This is a genomic window from Clostridium sp. UBA5988, from assembly GCF_002435615.1.
Lineage (GTDB): Bacteria > Bacillota > Clostridia > Clostridiales > Clostridiaceae > Clostridium_J > Clostridium_J sulfidigenes.
Genome location: NZ_DJBA01000032.1, coordinates 25810 through 49275, shown reverse-complemented (window position 1 = coordinate 49275; position 23466 = coordinate 25810). Strand labels below are relative to the sequence as shown.

Annotated in this window: 22 protein-coding genes and 2 riboswitches; of the genes, 9 read left to right on the top strand and 13 right to left on the bottom strand. The window is 30.0% G+C overall.

All coding sequences use genetic code 11. From position 1 onward, the window contains the following. Positions 1 to 27: 27 nt before the first annotated feature. The 6 genes from metF to B3J31_RS08725 form a co-directional block, all read right to left on the bottom strand. Positions 28 to 915: a methylenetetrahydrofolate reductase [NAD(P)H] gene (metF, locus tag B3J31_RS08750; RefSeq protein ID WP_150841781.1), complete on the bottom strand. Its 888-nt coding sequence runs from the start codon at positions 913 to 915 to the stop codon at positions 28 to 30. Positions 916 to 950: 35 nt separating this feature from the next. Further along, complete coding sequence (locus B3J31_RS08745) at positions 951 to 2177, bottom strand: homoserine dehydrogenase (RefSeq protein ID WP_346873887.1); 1227 nt, start codon at positions 2175 to 2177, stop codon at positions 951 to 953. A gap of 40 nt (positions 2178 to 2217) precedes the next feature. After that, positions 2218 to 3102: a homoserine O-succinyltransferase gene (locus B3J31_RS08740; protein WP_346873886.1), complete on the bottom strand. Its 885-nt coding sequence runs from the start codon at positions 3100 to 3102 to the stop codon at positions 2218 to 2220. 4 nt (positions 3103 to 3106) lie between these two features. Beyond that, positions 3107 to 4405, bottom strand: a complete 1299-nt coding sequence (locus tag B3J31_RS08735; protein WP_346873885.1) for an O-acetylhomoserine aminocarboxypropyltransferase/cysteine synthase family protein — start codon at positions 4403 to 4405, stop codon at positions 3107 to 3109. A gap of 113 nt (positions 4406 to 4518) precedes the next feature. Next, positions 4519 to 4636, bottom strand: a riboswitch (SAM riboswitch). Between the two features lie 89 nt (positions 4637 to 4725). Continuing rightward, a riboswitch (SAM riboswitch) is annotated at positions 4726 to 4831 on the bottom strand. Positions 4832 to 4958: 127 nt separating this feature from the next. Continuing rightward, the gene (locus tag B3J31_RS08730; RefSeq protein ID WP_346873884.1) at positions 4959 to 6701 is read right to left on the bottom strand and encodes an ABC transporter ATP-binding protein; all 1743 of its coding nucleotides are present in this window, start codon (positions 6699 to 6701) and stop codon (positions 4959 to 4961) included. A gap of 40 nt (positions 6702 to 6741) precedes the next feature. Continuing rightward, positions 6742 to 8445 carry an ABC transporter ATP-binding protein gene (locus tag B3J31_RS08725; protein WP_346873883.1) on the bottom strand — a complete coding sequence of 568 codons (1704 nt, stop codon included), beginning with the start codon at positions 8443 to 8445 and terminating at the stop codon, positions 6742 to 6744. Positions 8446 to 8616: 171 nt separating this feature from the next. On the opposite strand from B3J31_RS08725, the gene B3J31_RS08720 reads away from it, so the two are divergent. After that, positions 8617 to 9342 carry a hypothetical protein gene (locus B3J31_RS08720; protein ID WP_346866903.1) on the top strand — a complete coding sequence of 242 codons (726 nt, stop codon included), beginning with the start codon at positions 8617 to 8619 and terminating at the stop codon, positions 9340 to 9342. Beyond that, a complete protein-coding gene (locus B3J31_RS08715) occupies positions 9339 to 10454 on the top strand; it encodes an anti-sigma-I factor RsgI family protein (RefSeq protein ID WP_346866902.1) in 1116 nt (371 codons plus the stop codon). Before B3J31_RS08720 ends, B3J31_RS08715 begins: the two co-directional genes overlap by 4 nt. Before the next feature lie 303 nt (positions 10455 to 10757). Here B3J31_RS08715 and bioA read toward each other — a convergent pair whose 3' ends face one another. From bioA to B3J31_RS08685, 6 genes are all read right to left on the bottom strand, one after another. Next, on the bottom strand, positions 10758 to 12119 hold the full coding sequence (bioA, locus tag B3J31_RS08710) for an adenosylmethionine--8-amino-7-oxononanoate transaminase (protein ID WP_346866901.1): 1362 nt from the start codon (positions 12117 to 12119) through the stop codon (positions 10758 to 10760). A gap of 18 nt (positions 12120 to 12137) precedes the next feature. After that, positions 12138 to 12863 carry a dethiobiotin synthase gene (gene bioD / locus B3J31_RS08705; protein WP_346866900.1) on the bottom strand — a complete coding sequence of 242 codons (726 nt, stop codon included), beginning with the start codon at positions 12861 to 12863 and terminating at the stop codon, positions 12138 to 12140. Continuing rightward, a complete protein-coding gene (bioB, locus tag B3J31_RS08700) occupies positions 12856 to 13839 on the bottom strand; it encodes a biotin synthase BioB (RefSeq protein WP_346866899.1) in 984 nt (327 codons plus the stop codon). The genes bioD and bioB overlap by 8 nt, the downstream gene beginning before the upstream one ends. Positions 13840 to 13863: 24 nt before the next feature. Further along, positions 13864 to 14424, bottom strand: a complete 561-nt coding sequence (locus tag B3J31_RS08695) for a biotin transporter BioY (protein ID WP_150841584.1) — start codon at positions 14422 to 14424, stop codon at positions 13864 to 13866. A 290-nt stretch (positions 14425 to 14714) separates the two neighbouring features. Further along, on the bottom strand, positions 14715 to 15608 hold the full coding sequence (locus tag B3J31_RS08690; RefSeq protein WP_346866898.1) for an AraC family transcriptional regulator: 894 nt from the start codon (positions 15606 to 15608) through the stop codon (positions 14715 to 14717). Between the two features lie 158 nt (positions 15609 to 15766). After that, positions 15767 to 16093 carry a winged helix-turn-helix transcriptional regulator gene (locus B3J31_RS08685; RefSeq protein ID WP_150841586.1) on the bottom strand — a complete coding sequence of 109 codons (327 nt, stop codon included), beginning with the start codon at positions 16091 to 16093 and terminating at the stop codon, positions 15767 to 15769. Between the two features lie 134 nt (positions 16094 to 16227). Between B3J31_RS08685 and B3J31_RS08680 the strand changes: the two genes are divergently transcribed. From B3J31_RS08680 to ric, 7 genes are all read left to right on the top strand, one after another. Further along, positions 16228 to 16836 (top strand): nitroreductase family protein, encoded by a 609-nt coding sequence (locus tag B3J31_RS08680; protein ID WP_150841587.1) that lies wholly within the window; start codon positions 16228 to 16230, stop codon positions 16834 to 16836. A gap of 264 nt (positions 16837 to 17100) precedes the next feature. Further along, positions 17101 to 17820 (top strand): GntR family transcriptional regulator, encoded by a 720-nt coding sequence (locus tag B3J31_RS08675; protein WP_346873882.1) that lies wholly within the window; start codon positions 17101 to 17103, stop codon positions 17818 to 17820. Between the two features lie 12 nt (positions 17821 to 17832). After that, on the top strand, positions 17833 to 18615 hold the full coding sequence (frlD, locus tag B3J31_RS08670; RefSeq protein WP_150841589.1) for a fructoselysine 6-kinase: 783 nt from the start codon (positions 17833 to 17835) through the stop codon (positions 18613 to 18615). Beyond that, the gene (locus B3J31_RS08665) at positions 18615 to 19355 is read left to right on the top strand and encodes a GntR family transcriptional regulator (RefSeq protein ID WP_346866896.1); all 741 of its coding nucleotides are present in this window, start codon (positions 18615 to 18617) and stop codon (positions 19353 to 19355) included. Before frlD ends, B3J31_RS08665 begins: the two co-directional genes overlap by 1 nt. Positions 19356 to 19375: 20 nt before the next feature. Continuing rightward, positions 19376 to 20401, top strand: coding sequence for a fructoselysine 6-phosphate deglycase (gene frlB / locus B3J31_RS08660; RefSeq protein WP_150841591.1), 1026 nt, complete (start codon positions 19376 to 19378; stop codon positions 20399 to 20401). Between the two features lie 20 nt (positions 20402 to 20421). Next, positions 20422 to 21129, top strand: a complete 708-nt coding sequence (locus B3J31_RS08655; protein ID WP_150841592.1) for a cyclic nucleotide-binding domain-containing protein — start codon at positions 20422 to 20424, stop codon at positions 21127 to 21129. Positions 21130 to 21256: 127 nt separating this feature from the next. Continuing rightward, positions 21257 to 21973 (top strand): iron-sulfur cluster repair di-iron protein, encoded by a 717-nt coding sequence (gene ric, locus B3J31_RS08650; protein ID WP_346866895.1) that lies wholly within the window; start codon positions 21257 to 21259, stop codon positions 21971 to 21973. Between the two features lie 110 nt (positions 21974 to 22083). Here ric and B3J31_RS08645 read toward each other — a convergent pair whose 3' ends face one another. Beyond that, positions 22084 to 23163: an alcohol dehydrogenase catalytic domain-containing protein gene (locus B3J31_RS08645; protein ID WP_150841594.1), complete on the bottom strand. Its 1080-nt coding sequence runs from the start codon at positions 23161 to 23163 to the stop codon at positions 22084 to 22086. Positions 23164 to 23466 lie beyond the last annotated feature (303 nt).

Below are 23466 nucleotides of genomic sequence, written 5' to 3'. Positions count from 1 at the left end.
CCACCTCCCTTATTCATTAATTATATATTAAATTACTTGTCTTTTATTTATAGAATTTAGTATTGAGCCAATGCTATTAGTAATTCTTTTAGCTATATATGGATTGTTCATTGTATAAAGATGTATTCCCCTTACACCAGTAGAAACTAAATCCACTATTTGTTCTAATGCATATGCTATTCCTGCATCTCTCAGTGCATCCTTATCATGCTCATATCTATTTATTATTTTTATGAACTTGGAGGGTAGATTAGCTCCACAAAGAGAAACTATCCTTTCAATTTGTTTTTTATTGGTTACTGGCATAATACCTGCTTGAATAGGTACCTCTATACTACTTTTTTCTACAGAATTTAAAAATTTATAGAAATAATTATTATCAAAGAATAGCTGGGAAATTAAATATTCTGCTCCTGCATTCTCCTTTAACTTTAATATTTCAATTTCCCTATCTATATCTCTACTTTCAATATGACCTTCAGGATAGCAAGCTGCTGCTATTCCAAATTCCTTGGTTTCCTTTATGTGGTTTATTAGTTCTTGAGAATTATTAAACTCTCCTATTGAGGGATTTCCTTCAAGAACATCTCCCCTCAAAGCTAATATATTTTCGACTCCATTTTCATTTAAATTTTCTAAAATTCCATTTATTTCACTTTTAGTAGAACCTATACACGTTAAATGTGCTAATGCCTCTATACCATATTTATTTTTAACTAAAGATGATAACTCACATGTTCTATTATTATTAACACTTCCACCAGCTCCATAGGTAATACTAATATAGTCAGGATTCAAACCTTGTAATCCCTCTAAAGTATCGTATATAGTCTCTATTGGTGATGTAGGTTTAGGTGGAAATATTTCAAAAGAAAAAACTACTTCTTTTTCCTTAAATAACTCTTTTATATGCATTTACTATACCCCCTCTTAGAATAATACAATATTTGTTATCTAATAACAGCATAAAACTCATCATTAATGGAGTTTTTAATGTTACTAATAAATTTACTTATTTTTACAGAATCTATATCTTTAGAGGTAAATATAATATTTTCACCAGTTTTTATCATTTTATCAACTATTTTTTCTTCTTTAATAAGGTTTAATACCTTCTCATTTAATCCATATTTAGGACTTATTCTTATATAATATATATCTTTAACTAAATCTGTATTATTGCATAATCTATCTTCTTCCTGATTTATTCCACAACTTCCATAATTATTATATATAATATCAAGAACATCACTTACCACAGCATTTGCTGTAGGTAGTTTACCCGCACCTGCACCATAAAATTTCAGCTCTCCTATATCATTCCCAGTAATAGACACTAAATTATTAGCATCTTCTACCTTTGCATAAAATGAATCCTTAGGCAAAATATTGGGCTCTACAGATAAATAATAGTTATTTTCATTAAATAAAGCCTTTGCTAATAGTTTTACCGTATATCCTAATTCCTTTATTGCCTTTATATCTACTGCCTTAATAGTTCTAATGCCTCTACAGTAAATATCTTCTTCTTTTATCTCTCTTTTAAAGGCTATGGTAGATAAAATTGCTAATTTTCTTCTAACATCATATCCGTCAATATCATCCGTTGGATCCGCTTCCGCATAACCTAACTTTTGAGCAATGTCCAGCGCCTGTGAAAAGTCTAGGTTTTCTTTAATCATCTTACTTAATATAAAGTTAGAAGTACCGTTTAATATACTATTTATCTCTTTAATATCATTTAAGGTTACTTGTTGTTTTAAAGGTTTAACAATAGGAACACCACCTGCCACACTAGCTTCATATAAAAATGCTCTTTTATTTTTATTTGCTAAATCTATAAGTTCCTTCATATGCCTTGCAACCACCGCCTTATTTGCAGTTATAACATGTTTCCCTTTTGTTAAAGCATATTTTATATATTCATAAGCTTCTTTTATTCCTCCTATAGCTTCTATGACTATATCTATATCTGGATCATCTAAAATAAAATAAGGATTATCTGTTAGTTTATTTTTACACTCCTTTATACTCCTATCCTTATTTATATCTTTAATAAGAATTTTACTTATAGATAGTTCATCACCTACTAATGTTCTAAAAATCCTTTTTCTTTTATATATAATTTCATAAACTCCTGTGCCTACAGTTCCAAATCCTAATAATCCTATATTCATAAAAATATCACTCCTCTTTTAATATAATTAGTTGCATATTTTAACTTTTTACTAAATATTCTCTTACCCAATTTGAGAATAAACGCTGTGAATTACTACTCCAATCTAAGTTAATTTCTTGGCTAGAATCATCACTTGGAAAATAATTTTTAGGTACGCTTATATTAAATCCACTTTTTATATCTCTTTCATATTCCTTTTTTAAAGTACAGCTCTCATACTCAGGATGTCCTGTAATATAGATTTGTTTTTTATCTCTTGTGCTTACTATATAGATACCTGATTCTTCTGATTCACATAGGACTTCTAATTCTTTTATTTTTTCTATATCTTGTTTTCTAACTCTCCCATATCTTGAATGAGGAACTATAAATCCATCATTAAGCTCTTTTAATAGAGGCTCCTTTTTATTTACAATTACATGAGGAAAGACTCCAAAAATCTTTTCTGTTGTTACACATTTATTTATTCCAAAATTGTGGTATAAACCAGCTATTGTTGCCCAACATATATATAAAGTAGACTTAACTTTTTTATTTAAAAAATCAATTACTCTCTGTAGTTCCTTCCAGTATTCGATATCATTAAAATCTAAAAATTCTAAGGGAGCTCCCGTAATAATAGCCCCGTCATAATTACTATTTGCTATCTGATTTAGGGTTTTATAATTTCTCTCTAAATAGGTTCTATCTGTATTTAGTGGTGTATGGGTTTCCATATACAAGAAATCTACCTTTATACTTGTATTCATATTGCCAAATATACTTAAAAACTGAAATTCTGTTTCACACTTTTTAGGCATTAAATTTACAATTAGAATACGTATCACATCTGAATTGTAACTGTGAGAAGCATCTTCAATTTGAATTCCATGTTCAATTAACTTATTTACTGATAAAAGATTTTTATCTATTATTAAGGACATTCCATCACCATTCCTTTAAAACTGCTTTTTTAAGAGCTTGATCTATATCTTCTATAAGGTCATCCACATCTTCTATTCCAATAGAAAGTCTTATCATATCTGATGTAACTCCGGCATTTAATTGTTCCTTTTCATTTAATTGAGCATGAGTAGTACTTGCTGGGTGTATTACAAGAGATTTTGCATCTGCAACATTAGCAAGATGAGAAAATATGCTAAGTGATTCAATAAATCTTACGCCTTCATTTACTCCACCTTTTATGCCAAATGTAAATATGGAACCAACACCCTTTGGAAAATACTTTTGTGAAAGAGCATAGTATTTATTACCTTCTAAGCTAGGATAATTTACCCATGATACAAGTGGATGTTGTTGTAAAAACTCCGCAATCTTTTTAGCATTTGACACATGTCTTTCTACTCTCAATGAAAGAGTCTCCAGTCCTTGTAAAAATAAAAATGAGTTAAAAGGACTTAAGGATGCTCCTGTATCTCTTAAAAGTTGTACTCTAGCTTTTACAATATAAGCTGCTGCTCCTATATCTTTTGCATATACTATACCGTTATAACTAGAATCTGGTTTGTTAAACTCTGGGAACCTCGGGTTATTCAACCATTGGAATTTTCCAGAATCTACAATTATTCCACCTATTGAAGTTCCATGTCCCCCTATAAACTTTGTTGCAGAATGAACTACAATATCAGCTCCATGTTCTATTGGACGTATAAGGTATGGTGTCCCAAATGTATTATCTACAATTAGTGGTATATTGTGCTCATGAGCAATATTGGCTACCTCTTCAATATCAATAAGATTTATCCCTGGATTTCCTATAGTTTCCAAATAAATAGCCTTAGTTTTATTATTTATAGACTTTCTAAAATCTTCTATGATATCTGGATTTACAAATACGGTTTTAATACCTAACTTAGTAAGAGTTGTAGATAAAAGATTGTATGTGCCTCCATATAAAGTGCTAGCTGCAACTATTTCATCTCCTGCTCCTGCTATGTTAATTATTGCGTATGTGATTGCAGCAGAACCAGATGCAACTGCAAGAGCACCCACACCCCCTTCTAAAGCTGCCACTCTTTTCTCAAAAACATCCGTTGTTGGATTCATTATTCTTGTGTAAATATTTCCTTCTTCCTTTAAAGCAAATAGATTAGCTCCATGCTCAACGCTATTAAAAGCATAGGATGTAGTCTGGTATATGGGAACTGCTCTAGAGCCTGTTGCACTATCTATTTCCTGACCTCCATGAACTTGTAACGTATCAAATTTTAATTTTCTTTCTCCCATTTTAATCTCTCCTTAAAATATTTTATTAGAAAACATAAAATCCCCTTTCATCTAAATTTAAATAATCTAGATGAAAGGGGATTTACATACAAGGGTACCCATGTTATATCTCCCTCTCATCTTTCTCTAAATTTGTAAAATTAGAGTAGGAATTGGCACCTTTTCAGACAAATGGGTCTGAAGGTTGCCGAGGTTTCATAGGGCCTATCCCTCCACCTCTCTTGATAAGAGTTTCATTATTAAATTTTAAATAGTATAATTTCTAAAAACAATTTGAAAACAAAAAACCTCTTTCACTGAAAGAGGTTGTAACAATCGTCTTCTTATCTTTCAGCTCATACTGTAGGATTTAGCACCATATATGTAGATGAACACATTGGTTGCTGGGTTTCATAGGGCCTATCCCTCCACCTCTCTTGATAAGTATTATATTAAATATTTTATTACATATCATTATAATGACTATGAATATCTATGTCAATAGATTTTTCATATAAATAGAATTTATTTTTATAGTATTAGTTAATTATTTGAAGATAGCCTTTTTTATTAATTATTCAAACTGAGAATTATATAATTGACTATAAAAACCCTTTTGTTTTAATAACTCCACATGATTTCCTTGTTCAACTATATTCCCATTATTAACTACTAGAATATGATCTGCATTCCTTATGGTAGAAAGTCTATGTGCAATTACAAAGCAGGTTTTATCCTTCATTAAATTTCTCATAGCCTTTTGAATTTGAACTTCCGTTCTAGTATCAACATTAGAAGTTGCTTCATCTAAAATAAGCATCTTTGCATCCAAAAGCATAGCCCTTGCTATGGTTAGCAGTTGTTTTTGTCCTTTAGATACATTAGCTCCATCATCAGTAATTACTGTATCGTAGCCCTTAGGAAGTCTTTTTATATATGAATGAATTTTAGCTGCCTTAGCTGCTTCTACAACCTCTTCCATGGTTGCATTTTCATTACCATAAGCAATATTTTCAAATATACTTCCTTCAAATAGCCATGTATCTTGAAGTACCATAGCATAAGCTTTTCTTAAACTCTTACGTGTAACCTGTGATATTAAATTTTCATCTACCTTAATCTCCCCTTCATTAACATCATAGAATCTCATGAGAAGATTAATTAAAGTAGTTTTTCCTGCTCCTGTAGGGCCTACTATAGCAATCATACTTCCAGCAGGTACATTCATACTAAGATTCTTAAGAATAATCTTATTCTTATTATATCCAAAGGAAATATTCTCTACCTTCACATTTCCTTCCATATCCACAAGCTCTTTGGCTCCTGCTTTATCTCCTACCTCTGATAGCTCATCCATTAATTGAAAAATTCTTTCAGCAGCAGAAAGGGACGATTGAAATTCTCCCATGATATTAGCCGCTTCATTAATAGGTCCTGAAAATTTTCTAGAATACAGTACAAAGGAAGATATGTTTCCTAAAGTCATTTGTCCAAAAAGGTACATAATAGCTCCAAAAATACTGATAAGAGTTAGTGATAAATTATTCATAAAGTTAACTGAAGGCCCAACCATAGAACCATAGTAATCAGCACGATAATAAGCATTTACTGCTTCTTCATTTTTACTTGCGAATTTTTTCTTTGTATTTTCTTCTTGATGATAAGCCTTTAAAGTCTTTTGACCTGATACAAACTCCTCTACCATTCCATTAAGTTCCCCTAATTTTCTTGAACGATTACGAAACATTGGTCTTGTTACCCTAGTTATTCTTTTAGTAAGTATAATAGACATTGGAACTGTAAATACAAATACTAAAACTAACTTTTCAGATATCATAACCATAGAACCAAAGGATATAATCACAGTAATTATACTTGAGCAAATGCTCACTAAATCAGATGTTAAGGTAGAATTTAAAGTATCCACATCATAGGAAATTTTACTTATGATATCTCCTGTTGCATGGGTATCAAAATATCCCACTGGAAGAGATAATAATCTATCAAATAAATCTTTTCTTAGTCTATAGGATATTCTCTTGCTAATTTCTAGCATAAGTACTGATAAAATATAAGCTAATATAGAAGATAAAATATAAAATCCAATCATAAGTCCACAGTAATAATATATCTTAGAAAAATTCACTGCCCCTCTTCCAACATTAATATTATCTATAGCATAACCTGATAACATTGGACCAATCAAGGCAAATACGTTAGAGCCTATGGATAATATAATTGCTATGATAATTAATATCTTATATTCAAATAAATAGGACATTACTCTTTTTAATGTATTCTTTTTTCTATCCTTCATATATTATAAATGTCCTCCTTTTTACTTTGATTTCCATAACTTACTCTCCCATCTGAGACTTATGAATTTCTTTGTATACATCACAACTTTCAATAAGTTCTTCATGAGTTCCATACCCTACAACATAACCATCTTCTAATACACAGATGTGGTCCGCATTAAAAATCGAACTAATTCTTTGAGCAATCATTATAGTTGTAGTATCTTTAAAATGTTCTGTAAGATTTTTTCTTAGTACAGCGTCTGTCTTATAATCTAAAGCACTAGAAGAATCATCTAAAATTAATATTTCTGGGTGTGCTGCTATGGCTCTGGCTATAAGCATTCTTTGTTTTTGTCCACCACTTAAATCTGCACCTCTTACTGCAACTTTGGTATTAAAGCCTTCTGCCTTGCCTTCAATAAACTCAGTTGCCTTAGCATAATCTGCTGCTGATATTATATCACTATTCTCTAAATTTCTTCCAAACTTAATATTTTCATAAATTGTATCCGTGGTTATAAAATCGTTTTGAAATACCACTCCAAACTTTTCTCTTAATTTTTTCATATTAATAGATCTAATATCTTGTCCATTTATATAAATAGAACCCTGATCTACATCATAAAATCTCATTAATATTTTAATTAAAGTAGATTTACCTGCGCCTGTAGCTCCTATAATACCTAGAGTTTCGCCTTTTTTAACTCCAAAGGTTATATTACTCAAATTTTCTTCTTTATGATTATAAGAAAAGGAGACATTTCTAAATTCAATAGCATAATCTGTATCTATACTTGGTATATTCCTAATTGGTAATTCTTCTTTCTCATTTAGTATTTCAGTGATACGCTTTGCGGAAGCACTTGCTTTGGAGTAATTAGTAAACACTCTGGAAATAAATAGAAGGGAATTTAATATTAAAGTTACATATGTTAAAAATGCAATTATTGCTCCTGGTTTAATAGCTCCACTATTTACCCTGTAAGCTCCAGCCAAAATAACAAATACTGTCCCCACATTTAAACAAAGGTTCATTACTGGATTTAGTACAGCCATAACCATACCACTCTTCTTTTCTTGAATTACTGTAGCTTCATTGCGAGCATTAAATCTTTCCTTTTCATGTTCTTCCTTTGATAAAGCCTTAATTACTCGAATTCCTGTAACATCTTCACGAACTACACGTACAAAATCATCTACTTTTTTCTGAACAATTGAATACATAGGGATACCTACTTTTGATATGTACATAATAGTGATAAAAATAATAGGCATTACTGAAATCATTACTAAAGTTAATAATGGATCTAATGTCAATGTTATAATTATTCCACCAATAAGCATTATTGGAGCTCTAATACCTAGTCTTTGCATCATTCCCACCATTTGATGGATATTATAAGTATCTGTGGTAGCTCTAGAAATTAAAGAAGGCAGTGTAAAAGCATCCACTTGTCTATCTGAAAGACATATCATTTTAGAGAATAGATCATTTCTAACTCGCTCTGTGGTATCTCTTGCCACCTTTGAAGCCATTCTGTTAGCCAATATATTAAAAGTTACTGCACAAATGGCACATAAAAGCATAATTCCACCCCAAGTTAAAATTAGAGATACCTGCCTTAATGGAATAATTTCATCAATCATATAAGACAAAATCCATGGAATTGCAAGTTCTACAATAGTTCCAGTAAACTTTATTGAAAATCCTATAAGCATGTTTACTCTATAAGGTTTTAAATACTTAAATATTTGCTTCATAATATTCCACCTTTAAGATATAATATATTTCGTTTTCCTAAATATATTATATCTTAAAGTTTTTAAAAAATCTATTTTAAAATTCAGAAATTTACTTTAGCAATTTATAGTTCTAAAGGTTTACCTAATAATTTTTAGATGATAAAATAATAAGAATAAGGAGGTGCCATGTTGAGAGAAATAGATTATATGGCTATAGATGCTGCTAATAATCAGGATCTGTTAAATAGTTTCATTGAGCAAAATGAATTGTTTATTTTGAAATGCACATCAAAAATAACCCGAAAATACATAACTAAAAGTGATGATGAATGGTCTGTTTCACTTCAGGCATTTGTACAAGCAATTAAAGGCTACGAATTAGTTAAAGGAAATTTTCTCAGTTTTGCCGAGCTTATAATTCGTAGGCGTCTTATTGATTATCTTAGGCTTCAGAAGAAATATAACTTAGAATTATCCGTAAATCCTGCCATATTTAATTGTCAGTTAGATGAAAATGAAAGTGATAAAGATATTGCACTTGGACTTGCTGTAGCAGAAAAGATAATTCACCAAGAAAATTATACACTAAAATTTGAGATTGAAGCTGCAAATGAAGTATTTTTCTATTATGGCTTTTCATTTTTAGATTTATCTACATGTTCACCTAAAGCTAAAAAGACAAAATCGTCCTGTGCAAAAGTTGTAGTATATTTACTCAATAACCCAATATTAATTAATGAATTACAAAGTTCAAAACAACTACCATTAAAAATAATTGAAAAAAATTTAAATGTACCCCGAAAAATATTAGAACGTCACCGAAAATATATAATAGCAGCAGTAGAGATACTATCCGGAGAGTATCCAAATCTAGCTTACTATTTCAGGTACATCAGAGAGGAGATTAATAAATGAAATCTGTTGTTGTAGAAATCAAGGCTGGCTATGCTGCAGTCCTTTCTGAAGATGGCTGCATATCAAAAGTAAAAGATAAAAATTATATCGTTGGGCAGGTGATTGAGATGAAAAATAACAATTTGAAAAATATAAATAAATTGGTAATGTGTTCTGCTTTAACAGCTATGATTGCAATTGTAGGAGGCATAACACTATGGGCCTATAAAACACCTTACTCCTATGTGAGTTTAGATGTAAATCCTTCTATTGAATATTCTTTAAATCGTTTTGACAAGGTAATTAGTATAACTGCAGTTAATGATGATGGTCAGGAGATTCTTAATGAACTTGAATTGGACAAGCTTGAAAATCAAAAAATTGAAGATGCAGTTGCTGAAACAGTTAATCAAATTAGTGAAGATGGTTATTTTGATAATAGCATTGATAATGACATTGATGGTGGAATTATTATTGCAACTTCTGGTGAAGATCAAGAAAAATCAGATGAACTTGCTGAAAAACTACAAGAAAGTTTAGAAACTGAAATTGAAGAAATAGGTGAAGATATTACCCTTGAAACTATAAGTGTTGGATTTGAACGAGTACAAAAAGCCAAAGAACTGGGTGTAACACCTGGTAAACTAAATTTAGTTGAAAAACTACAAAATAGTTCTTCAAATCCAGAAAGCATTATTCTTGAAGAGTGGTTAAACAAACCTGTTAAAGAAATTATGAGTGCTATCAAGGAAAATAAGAAAGCTAAAATAGAACAAACTGAAACTTCTGATGAAGATGAATCTAATGAAGAATCAACTACAGATAGTACAGAAGTGGCAGATGAAATAAAAACTGATAAAGCCCTAACTAAAGAAACTGAAAATACCAATGATACTAAAGCTACACAGGAAAGAGCTAGCCAAAAATCTCAGAATAAAATAGAAAAAGCTACTAACAAGCTTGAAAAGACTGAGAATAAAGCTGAGAATAAAGCTAATAAAAAATCTGAAGTAACTGAGAAAAAAAATAGCAACAATGCTGAAAAACCTAAAGAAAAAATACCTAACAAACCTGAGAAATCTAAAGAAAAAACACCTAATAAACCTGAAAATCCAGGAAAAAAGGGTAATTAAAAATCAAATAAAAACTAATAATAGTTTTTATATATATTACTTATATAACTAAAGATAAAAATATAATTTAAACAAACTAAAGATAAAAACATAAATTAAATAAACTAAAGATAAAAACATCGTAAAGTACAGAAAAATACAAAGAGTATGCCCCTAATGCCCCCATACTCTTTGTATTTTTTATATGCCTATAAATATCTCTGAAACCCGCATGAACAGAACAACTATTTAACTATTTAACTATTTAACTTGTTAAATATATATATATAATACTAGTTTTATATTTACATATTTATTTTACTGTTATTCTATTTTAAAATTGTACTTAAAATATTCTTCTATACTTTCAAAGCAAGTATCTATCATAAACTCTATTTCATCTTTACTTATTACATAAGGTGGTATGAAATAAAGTACATCACCTATAGCTCTTAATAGTAACCCTTTCTGCAATGCTATTTTATAAATCCCATAACCTACTCTACTTTGCCAAGAATATCTCTCCTTGGTATCTCTATCCTTTACTATTTCAATAGCAGTTATCATGCCTATACTTCTTACTTCTCCTATCTGTCTACAATCCTTTGCTCTTTCTATTGTAAGTTTTTCTATTAATCTTCCCTTGACTTTATTATTTTCTATTATATTTTCTTCTTCAAATATTTTTAGGTTTTCTAAAGCAATAGCACAAGCCATAGCATTTCCTGCATAGGTATGACTATGTAAAAAAGATTTTCTTTCTGAGTAATCACCATAAAAACAATTATATATTTCATTAGTAGTCATAACTACAGACATTGGCATATATCCTGCAGAAATACCCTTTGAAAGGCACATAAAATCTGGACTTATATCTGCATGATTGCATGCAAACATCTCTCCTGTTCTTCCAAATCCCATGGCAATTTCGTCTACTATCAAATGTACATCATACTTATCACAAAGATTACGAAGCTTTTTAAGATAAATAGGCGAATAAATTTTCATTCCTGCTGCACCTTGAACCATTGGCTCAACTATTACAGCACTTATCTCTTCATGATTTTTAACTAAACATTTTTCCATAGCTTCAAAGCATTCAGCACTACATTTATCTCTAGCACAACCATATTTACACCTATAACAATCTGGTCCATCAATCCTAAGAGTATCTAAAAGTAAGGGTTTATATATCATATTAAAGGTATCAATATCACACACAGATAGAGCACCTAAAGTTTCTCCATGATAGGCATCACTTAAAGCTACAAATTTCTTCTTTTTAGTTTTATTTCTTTGCATATTATAGTGAAAGCTCATCTTTAAAGCTATTTCCACTGCAGAAGATCCATTATCTGAATAAAATACTTTATTTAATCCTTCCGGTGTTATGGTTACTAACTTTTCTGCTAAGTCAATAGCCGGTTTATTTGAAAAATTAGCAAAGATAACATGTTCTATTTCATCAATTTGATTCTTTATGGCTTTATTTATTCTTTTATTACTATGACCTAGGGTATTTGTCCACCAAGATGATATACAATCTAAATACTTGTTTCCATGAATATCATAAAGCCAAACCCCTTCTCCTCTTTCAATAACTATAGGATTAAGCTCTTCGTAATCCTTCATCTGTGCACAAGGATGCCATATATATTCTAAATCTCTTTTTACATAATCCTTCATATAAACACCTAACCTTTACTATAATTCTTCCATCCATTCTATAATAGTTTTATCATTAAAAATCCTTGATGCAGTGGTTCTTATATTATCTATATTACCTTTATCCAAGTTATCTATAGTTTTAAATTTACCTACAATAGAAATTCCAGTAAGTTTTTCAATAACCTTAATATTGTCTTTAGTTATATAATTATCATCATAATTATTTATAATAATTCCTTTTACTTTGATTCCCACGGACTCCATATATTTCACAGTGAGTACTGAATGATTTATTGTTCCCACTCCACCTCTAGCTACAACCACAGTACTCATATTTAAATCTTTAATAAGGTCACCTAGTGTATATATTTCTTCATCCCCATTAATTAGAGGGCATATTATACCACCACTACCTTCTACAATTATAAAATCATATTTTTCTTTTAACTTCTCAAATTTAGCCTTTATAATATTTAGATCTATAGGATTATCTTCTATTTGGGCAGCTAAATGTGGAGATATCGCTGTCTTAAATATATATGGAGTTATATTTTCATAGGGTTCCTTTAATCCACTAACCTGGCTTACTAAGTCAGCATCTCCAGGTATTAGTTTATCACCTTCTTCTATAGCCCCACTTAAAGCTCCCTTAAAATATGTTGCTCTGTGCCCTTTACTTCTAAGGACATGAAGTAGTCCTGCAGTTACAACAGTTTTTCCTACATCTGTATCCGTTCCAACTATAAATATCCCCTTAGCCATCACTTCTAACCTCCAGCTTTAGTTCACTTATCATCTTCTTATCATCACATATTTTATTACCAGAAGTGGTTAAATAATTTCCAGTAATAGTAGCATTTGCACCTGAGTTAAAGCATTCCTTCCCCAAATCCCTAATGAGATTTCTACCACCAGCTAATCTGATTAAAGCTTTAGGGTTTATAAACCTAAAGATAGCAATGGTCTTTAAAATATTCTCTTGACTTAAATTTTTAGAATCTTCAAGAGGCGTACCTTTTACAGGATTAAGTACATTCACCGGAATAGACATAATCTTTAATTCTTTCAATTGAAAAGCAAGATTAATTCTATCAACCCAACTTTCACCAAGTCCAATAATTCCTCCTGAACATACAGGTATACTAGCCTTCTGTGCAGCTTTTATGGTATCTATTCTTTCTTCATAACTATGAGTTGTACATATTTCCTTATAAAATTCCCTACTTGTTTCTAAGTTGTGATGATACATAGTTATTCCTCTGTCCTTTAACTTAAGTAGCTTATCATACTCAAGTATTCCTAAAGATGCACATAACTCAATCTTTAGTTCTCTATTAAGTTTTTCATATATATCTAAAACTTTCTCAAAATCACTACTTGTAATACCCCTACCACTAGTAACTAAAGAGAATCTATTTACTCCCTCAGATTCATTTTCCTTTGCTATCTTTAATGCTGCTTCCTTTGATACTAAATCATAGACTTCTGCATTAGTATTATAATGAACAGATTGAGCACAGAATTTACAATCTTCAGAACATCTACCTGATTTTGCATTCATAATAGAGCAAAGATCCACCTTATTACCACAAAATGTTTTTCTTATATTATTAGCACTAAGACATAATTGTTCAATCTCCTCATTATTTCTAAGTTCTGTTAATGTCATTGCTTCTTGAAAATTTATGTATTCACCTGATAAAATTCTTATCTCTAAATCCTTAATAAAACTTTTCATACTTCAAGCCTTCTTTCACTTTTATTAAATGTATCCAAATCTTTTGAATATAGGTACTATTTTTATTGCTACATAAGCTGCAAAGGCTGTTAAAATTAAATCTCCAGATATGCATAGTACAAAGCCATTAAAAAATGCAAAATATAGTGACATAGGTTGTCCTAGATATAAGTTATAACTAATATAAAGATATATAACTCCAAATAAATAAATAAAAAATAGTCCAGCTAAAAGCATCCCCATAGCTTTAATAAAACTTAATTCCTTAATCTTTTCTCTTATCTTTCCTATGACATAAGCTGCCACTATAAATCCTATAAGATATCCAAAGGTAGGTTTAAATACATAGCTTAGCCCTCCCCCTTCAGTAAATACTGGTACACCTGCAAGTCCAACCATAACATAAATTATTTGGGATAGTGCGCCGAGTTTAGAGCCTAAGATAACTCCTGCTAAAGCACAAAATAAGTATTGAAGAGTAAAAGGCACATAAGGTATTGGTATTTTAATAAATGCACCAATAGCAGTTAAGGCTGCAAACATAGCTACTAAAATCAAATTTCTCGTATTCTTGGTAGTTTTCATAATTCTCTCCTTAAAATATTTACTTTATGGTGTTGATTATAATTAAGAATTTATAAATTGTCAACTTTAAAATAAATATAAGTTTACAACATTACTATAATTATTTCCCTTTACTCTAGGCTAAAAATTAATTTAATATTATTAACAAGTACATAAAATTAGAGAGCATGCTCTTTATATGGCAATGCTCTCTAATTTATCAAGTTTTATATTTATTATTTTCCATAGAGTCTAGTTCAAAATTATTTTCTAATTTTTACTAAAAGTTTAGCCTGTACTTTAATATTTAATTAATTTTCAAGTAGCCTTTTTACTGGAACATAAATTTCCATAATCGTATCTATTCGATAATGACAACGCTCATCATAAAATTCAAAATCTAATTTATCTTCGTCATAGATATATCCACTATCTTTAAACCATTCTTCAAATATATATTTCCAAGTTTCTTTAATCACTTCTGAAAACTTATCTTGGTTAGGGTCTACAGTAACATCCACTGGAGGAGTTGTAAATACTGCATACTCCGCCTCTGGTACTTCCACTGTAATCATATCCTCTGTAACTTTAGAGAAATCTTCAACAATGACTCCTAAAAGATAGCATACATTTCCCCCTTTATCAGTTGGAACGCATAGACCAACTTCACCATGATTAGGAGGATTTAAGATTTCATACATCTTTGTTTCTAAATTTTCTCCATCATAATTGCTCCAAAAGGATGCAATATCCTTTGTATAACTTGTTCCTCCAATATTAGTATTTATTCCATATCCAGCTACCTTAAAAGCTGGCTTTTTAACAATAACAGGCTTCATAATATAACCTCCAATTTTAAATGTTATTCCCTTATTGAAGTATCCATCCATTCTAGCTATATATTGTGTTGGACTATATCCAAAAGCTTTCCGAAAGGACTTTGAAAATCCACTAGGCGTTTCAAATCCATATTCAAGGGCAATATCAATAATTTTTTTTCCTTTAAATAGTTCTATTGCTGCTAATGATAGCTTACGTTTTCTAAGGTACTCCATTATAGATATACCTTTACATAAAGTAAAAACTCTACAAAAGTGGTTTACAGAATACCCCACATAATCAGCAACTTCACTCACAGCAATAGCTTCCTTGATATTATTTTCTATAAATTCAATACACCTATCAATATCCTTACTGTAGTTCACTTTTATCACAACCTTTTCCCTAGGGTATCTTTATTATATCAAGACTTTAAATTTTAAGCTGTTCCTGATTTGCTAAAATCTTAATCTATATAAAAAAGCATGCTCATATAAAAGCATACTTTCTATACATATTAATATTTATATTTGTCTATATGATTTCATTCTTCAATATTTTCTACAGCCCACTTATGCATAAGCTCCAATAATGGAAGTAATGTTCTTCCCTTATCAGTAATAGAATATTCTACTTTTGGTGGAATCTGATGGTATTCCTCTCTATGAATTAATTTATCTCCTTCCAACTCCTTAAGCTGTTGAGATAACATTTTATGTGATATATTTGTTAGAGCTCTTTTTAATTCCCCATACCTCATTATACCTTTTGTAGATAAATACCAAAGAATAATAGGCTTCCACTTTCCTCCAATTAACTTTTGAGTATATTCTAATGGACACTTATATTTATTTTTATTTGTATCAGACATTTCAACATTACTCTCCTTTTATATAGTATCTTACACAAAAGTGCATACTATTAAAACTAATTACGCAAATATATAATTAGTATATAAAATAAATAAGTTTATTACAATCTACTTAAAATAAAAGGAGTGTTTCTATGGAACTATTAGAAGTAATACAAAACAGAAGAAGTATAAGAAAATTTAAGCCTGATGAAGTACCTGAAGAGTACATTCACCAATTAATTGAAGCTGGAAGATTGGCGCCTTCTGGTACAAATCTTCAACCTGCACGATATATAGTAATAAAAAGTGAGGAGGCAAGAACTAAGCTAAAAGATTGTACGCCTTTACCTTTTGTTTCTGCTGCTCCAGCTATAATTGCTTGTTGTGTTGATACTAATTCTATCACATCTACTGGAGAAAGAATGAAGGAACTTAAAGAAGCTGAAGCATTTGTTGATACCCCTCTAAATAATGCAGATGAAAATTATAATAAAGGGAAACAAAGCATTGATACTGCTTCCTTAAAAGCTTATCTAAACTTAAATGTAGCTATAGCTATTGATCATATCACTCTTAGAGCTACAGATTTAGGACTCGGAAGCTGTTGGGTTATGATGTTTGATAAAGAAAAAGTTAAAGCACTTCTAAATCTTGAAGACAGATATGATGTTTTGGCCTTATTACCTATAGGATATCCTGACCAAACTCCTAAGCAAAGACCAAGATTAGATTATAATGAAGTGCTTTTAAAAGAAATATAGTATTGAGTAATATAATTATTAAGATTTAATAGTTATATTAAATTTATCTATTCAACATATCTTCAAATATAATTAAAGGACTATATAAAAGTGAAATAGTAATATTAATATTTCATTTTCATATAGCCTTTTATTTTTTATTTTATGTATTTAAAAGTAAATATTTACTTTTTAATATTTTAATAGTATATTATATTGTAAGTGGTATAGTTTTTATGTGAACTTGTTTATATGAGAATAGAAATTTATAGAAAGGATAATGTTATGGATAATTCACTCCTTCTCAATAGAGAAAAACTTATGGAAAAAATTCAATGTTATATTATTGAACATAATTTATTACCTAATACCAAACTTCCTTCCGAAAGAGAATTTTGTAGTATGTGGGATTGTAATAGAACTACCTTAAAAAAAGCTATAGACCAATTAATTAATCATGGTAAATTATATAAAAAGAAAGGCTCAGGAACTTTTTTATCAGAGCCTAAACTTGAAAAAAATTTACAAAATCTAAACTCTTTCCACGAATTTATAGATGAAAATTCTTTAAATTTATCTACCAAATTACTTTCATTAAAGCTATTAAATGATAATACTTTAGCCTATGAAAACCTAAAGGAAAATTCTAATAACAATTTATGTGAACTAATTAGATTAAGATCAGTAGACTCCGTGCCCTTTGCTATAGAAAATAGTTATCTATCTTCAAAGTATTATCATGAGCTAATTAGAAAAGATTTTGAAAAAACTTCTTTATATGAGGTTTTAAAAAAGGATTTTAATCTAAATTTAAAGAGTGGTTGGGAAGAAATATCCATGACCTATGCTACGGCCTTAGAATCAGAACTTTTAAAAGTTGAAGAAGGTTTTCCCCTTTTTTACCTCAAGGGTACTGTGCTAGAAAAAAAAGGTTTTCCCGTTGAATTTTTCTACTCTGTAATACGTGCAGATAGAGTGAAACTAAAAAGTGTATTAACAAGATAGGAGTTGATTATATTGAAAATAGCTGCTGTAGGTGACAATTGTATGGATGTATATTTAAACTTAGGTAAAAGTTATCCTGGTGGAAATCCCGTAAATGTAGCAGTATATATGAAAGAATTAAATGAAATCTCTTCCTATGTTGGAGTGGTTGGTAATGATACCTATGGAGAATTAATGATTAATTCCATTAATTCTAAAGGTGTAGATACTTCTCATGTTCGAGTATTAGAAGGTGCTACAGCTATAACAGAGATTTCTTTAATAAATGGAGATAGAGTCATGGGGGATTACTATGAAGGTGTATTAAGTAGATTTGAACTTACTAATGAAGATTTAGATTTCATTTGTAATCACGATCTTTTTCATACAGCCTATTGGGGTAAAACTGAAAATTACCTTTGCCACATCAAAGAAAAAAATATTCCTATTTCTTTTGATTATGCTACTAAATTAGAAGACTCTCTTGTTAATAAAACCATCCATTATGTAGACTATGCATTCTTTTCTTATTCTAAAAGAGATGACTATATAGAAAACTTTATGAAGGATATTCATAGTAAAGGACCTAAAATAGTAGTTGTAACTCTTGGCAATAATGGCAGTGTTGCCTACGATGGTAAAGAATTTATTTTTCAAGACATCATAGAAACAAAGGTAGTTGACACTTTAGGTGCTGGAGACTCTTTCATAGCAGGTTTTTTAAAGGGTATTCTTAATAAAAGCTCCATAAATGAATCTATGCTTCTTGGTGCTAAAACTGCATCTAAAACCTTAAAATATTTTGGTGCTTGGTAATGGTTGATAATAATTTTAAAAAACAACTAAGTGGTTCCGCTCCTTTATATGCTCAACTAAGGGATATCCTAAGAAATAAAATTATTAGTGGTGAATTTAAGATTGGTACAGCAATTCCCTCTGAAAATGAATTATCTAATACCTATGGAATAAACCGTCTAACAGTACGTAATGCTATATCCATTCTTATCCGTGAAGGATTACTAAAGAGTATTAAAGGTAAGGGTGTATTTGTTCTTAATTCTAAAATTGAAAGAGACTTATATACCTTAAGAGGTTTTACTAAAACTATGAAGGATAAGAATACACCTTCAAAAACCACTATACTAAATAAAACTACCAAATCTGCTGGAAAACTTTTGAGTAAAAAATTTAATATAAATGAACATGATGATATTTATGTTATAAAGAGACTGTGTTATGCCAACAAAGAACCTATATCCCTAGAATATATTCATATTCCAAAATATATACTACCTAATTTAGATAAAATTAATCTATCCTTTTTTTCAATATATGAACTCTTTGAGGTTTATAATATAAATCTTGTTACTGCAGATGAAACCTTGGAAATCGTTCGACTAGATGATAAGCATAGTAAACTTTTATCTCTAGATACCCCTTCCTGGGTAATGTTATTTGAGTGTACTAGCTATGATGATACTGGAAGGGTTATAGAATTTACTAAAACCTATACAAGAGGAGATAAATGTAACTATAATGTACATTTTAATAAATAATATAGAAAGAAGGTATTTATATGTTAAATATTGATAAGTCCACTGTAGATTTTCTTGTTACAGAAAATATGGTTACAGAAGTTGAAAAAGTATTAGAAAAGGACGTTCCTAAAATTAAAAACATAGTTAATGAAATGGATAAAAGGGGAATTAACAAAGTTTATTTTGTAGCTTGTGGTTCACCTCTTTGTGCTTGTGAAACTGCTACTATACTATTTGAAAAATACTCAAATATTAATTCTAAAGCTTATAGTGGCTATGACTTTTTAGATTCTACACCTTATAATTTAGATGAAAAAACAGCAGTGATTGCTCTATCTCAATCTGGAAACACTGAGGAAGTAGTAGAAGCTTTAAAAAAGGCTAAAGCTACTGGTGCCCTTACTGTCAGCGTTACTCGTGATCCTTCAGGAAACTTATTAGCTCCTGTAGGTGACTATTTAGTAGCCTATGAAGCTGAATGCATCTGGGAAATTCACTTATTAATTACTTATACCTTTGCATTAGAACTTATCAATAAAGTTACACCAAGCCTTGAAATAACTAAAATTCAAGAAGACATATTAAAACTTCCTAACATTTTAGGAAAATTAGTAACAAGTTGGGAATCTAAAGGACGAACCCTCGGTGAAAAAGCTTCTAATTGGGATATAATATATACTGTGGCTGCAGGTCCACTAACCCCTTTAGCCTATAAAGAAGGAGTTATTACAATGATGGAATTTGCTTGGACTCATGGAGCAAGTATAAATAGTAGTGAATTCCGCCATGGACCTTTAGAAATTGTTGAAGAAGGAGTACCTTTTATTTTTCTATTAGGTACAGATGAATCTAGACATACTACTGAAAGAACTATAAATTTTGTTAAGAAATTAAATCAGGATTATATTGTCTTTGATTATAAAGAATTAGCTGAAGACCTTCATCCTATGCTATCACCTTTTGTACTTTTTGTCCCTCTTGAGTGGTTTTTCTATTATCTTTCAATTTACAAAGATCACAATCCAGATGATAGAAGATATTATGGAGGTATTGTTAAATACTAAAAATAAGGATGTGATTATTCATGAGTGAATATAAAAAATGTAACTGCGATAATTGTCTTCATAAATTATGTGTAGAAAGAGTTCCAATTTTCTCTGGTTTAAATTCTGAAGAACTAGGTAAAGTAGCTACCTTAATTGTAAAAAAGCAATATGAAAAAGGTGAGCTAATTATAATGGAAGAAAGCTATTTAGAAAATTTAATCATTATAGATAAAGGTAAGGTAAAAGTATTTCGTTATACTATTGAAGGCAAAGAGCAGATTCTATATATATTTGATCACGGTGACTTCTTTGGTGAAAAAAATCTCTTAAATAATCAACAATCTACCTATAATGTTGAAGCATTAGAAACTACCTATATTTGCATGATAAATAAAAATGACTTTCAAAAACTTTTAATTAATTATCCTAAAATAGGGATTAAAATCATAGAAGAATTATGTAGTCGAATGGATAAAATAGAGAGCTCAGTGCAAAATATGGGTACTAAAAACATAGAGTGGCGTATAAATTCACTACTTCTTGATTTTGCAGAAAGGTATGGTAAAAAACATCCTAATGGTGTTATTGTAGAGCTCCCATTAAGCCGTGAAGGAATAGCTAATTATATAGGTACTGCTAGAGAAACGGTTAGTAGGAAATTAAGCGTACTACAAGATGAAGGTATCATTGATATGATAGGAAATAAACAGATTTTGATACGAGATATAGATGCTTTAATGAACTAAAAAATAAAAATAGTTAGATAGTTTGTTTTAAAACTATGACTCCAGTCACAGAATATTTTATATAACTAATATATTATAGAGTTATAAACAAGAAATCTTTAAATAACACTGTATTGGAGGAATATATATGAATAAATTTAATAGTTCTCAAACCGTAGGAGAAATTGTTTCAATTATGCCTAAGGCTAGTGAAATTTTCAAACAATATAAAATCGATTTTTGCTGTGGAGGTAATAGACCCCTTGAAGAGGTACTCTATGAATTACATCTTGATGAAAATCTAATATTAAATAAAATAAATGAGATTTTTGAAGAAAGTAATAATACAAAAGAAGTATTCATAGATTTTAGGGCATTGACATCAAGTGAATTAATTGACCATATTGAAAATACTCATCATGCCTATACTAAGAGAGTACTTCCTGAATTAGGAGAGTTAACAACAAAAATAATGAGAGTTCATGGTATAAACCATAATGTACTATTCAGAGTCCATAAGCTCTTTTCAATGCTTAAAACTGAATTAGAGCAACATTTGCTTAAAGAAGAACAAATTCTTTTCCCATTAATTAAAGAATATGATAAAAATCCAAGTGTTAATCAACTTCAAAAAATTAATGAAGTAATTAATGAAACCGAGGAGGAGCATGAAGGTGCTGGAGATATTTTAAAGGAACTTAGAAAAATTACCAATGATTTCAAAGTTCCTAATGACGGTTGTAATACCTATGTTATAACTTATAAAATTATTGAAGAACTAGAGAGTGATTTATTCCAACATATTCACCTTGAAAACAATATTTTATTTAAGAGAATGAACTTGGATATTAACAAACATCAATAAGTAACTTTCTTAAAACAAAAAAATTTAAAGGCCTAAGGATAATTTAATTCCTTAGGCTTTCACCATTTTATTCCATACTCATTTTGTATCTGTACATTTTCTCTGATTTCTTATTTATTTAAAAGAGCTTTATCTGGAGTTACAAGAATTTTCACATGTTTTTTCTTTTCAGGACCTGTCAAAGCTCCAAATCCTTCTTCAACTATATCTTCAAGTGCTATTTTCTTAGTTATATATCCTTCTGCCTTAATTCTTCCATCGCTCATTTGCGCAATTGTTGCTGGAAACTCATGTCTATAGGCTAAAGTTCCTACTATTTTCTTTTCAGAAAATACTAATACATTAGGGTTAAAGTTTATTTCATCTTCCCAAATACTTGTTATTACCATAGTTCCTTCATATTTTAGACTATCTATGCCTATATCAAAGCCTATCTTTGCTCCTGTAGTTTCAAAGGCCACATCTACACCTGTTCCACCAGTAAGTTTTTTAACCTCCATAGCTATATCAACTTCATTTGGATCAAGAACAACATCTGCTCCTGCCCTCTTTGCATATTCCTGTCTTATTGATTTTCTTTGCAACACTACTACTAGTTTTGCTCCTGCTGCTTTTAAGCATTCAATAGTTGCAAGTCCTATTGGTCCTGAACCAAGTACAATAGCAGTATCTCCTGTTTTAAAATTAGCAATTCTAATAGAATGAAGTGCTACCGCCATTGGTTCTACTAAAGCTCCTTGTTCATAAGTCATCCCCTCTGGCATTTTATGCACATATTCTTCTGGAAATACAGTATATTCTGCAAGTCCTCCACCACTACCACAAAGTCCGTGAAATCCTAAGGAAGAGCACAGATTGTATTTACCTTCTCTACATGCTGGACATTCTCCACAAGCTACTATAGGTTCTACAATAACTCTATCACCTATTTCAAATTTTGTTACTCCTTCTCCTACTTCTACAACTTCCCCTGAAAATTCATGCCCTAGAACTACTGGTGCTATATTCCCACTTAAAGGATGAGGTTGTCCAACAGGTATGAAAATAGGTCCTCCTAAATATTCATGCAAATCTGAACCACATATTCCACACCATTTAACTTTAATTTTTATATTTCCTTTAGTAACCTTTGGTTCATCTACCTCTTCAACCCTAATATCTTTCTTAGCATACCATAATGCTGCTTTCATAATAAAAATACCTCCTAAAAAATAATAATCTAGTATATTGTTAATATTCTCACATATTTATCATGCAAGTCTTATGCCAAAATCATTACTTAAAATACTTTTTCAGACATTATTTTTCCTATTTTACTTATAGCTATGTAAATGACTACACTAAGTACCATTCTATATTTCTAATTAAATTTATTATAAATCCTATATAAAAATTTAATTTATATGGTAAATAAAAAAATCTCAAAATGATACACACCTCAGTGTCTCATTTTAAGATTTATTATATTTAATTCTCATTTTGATACATATATG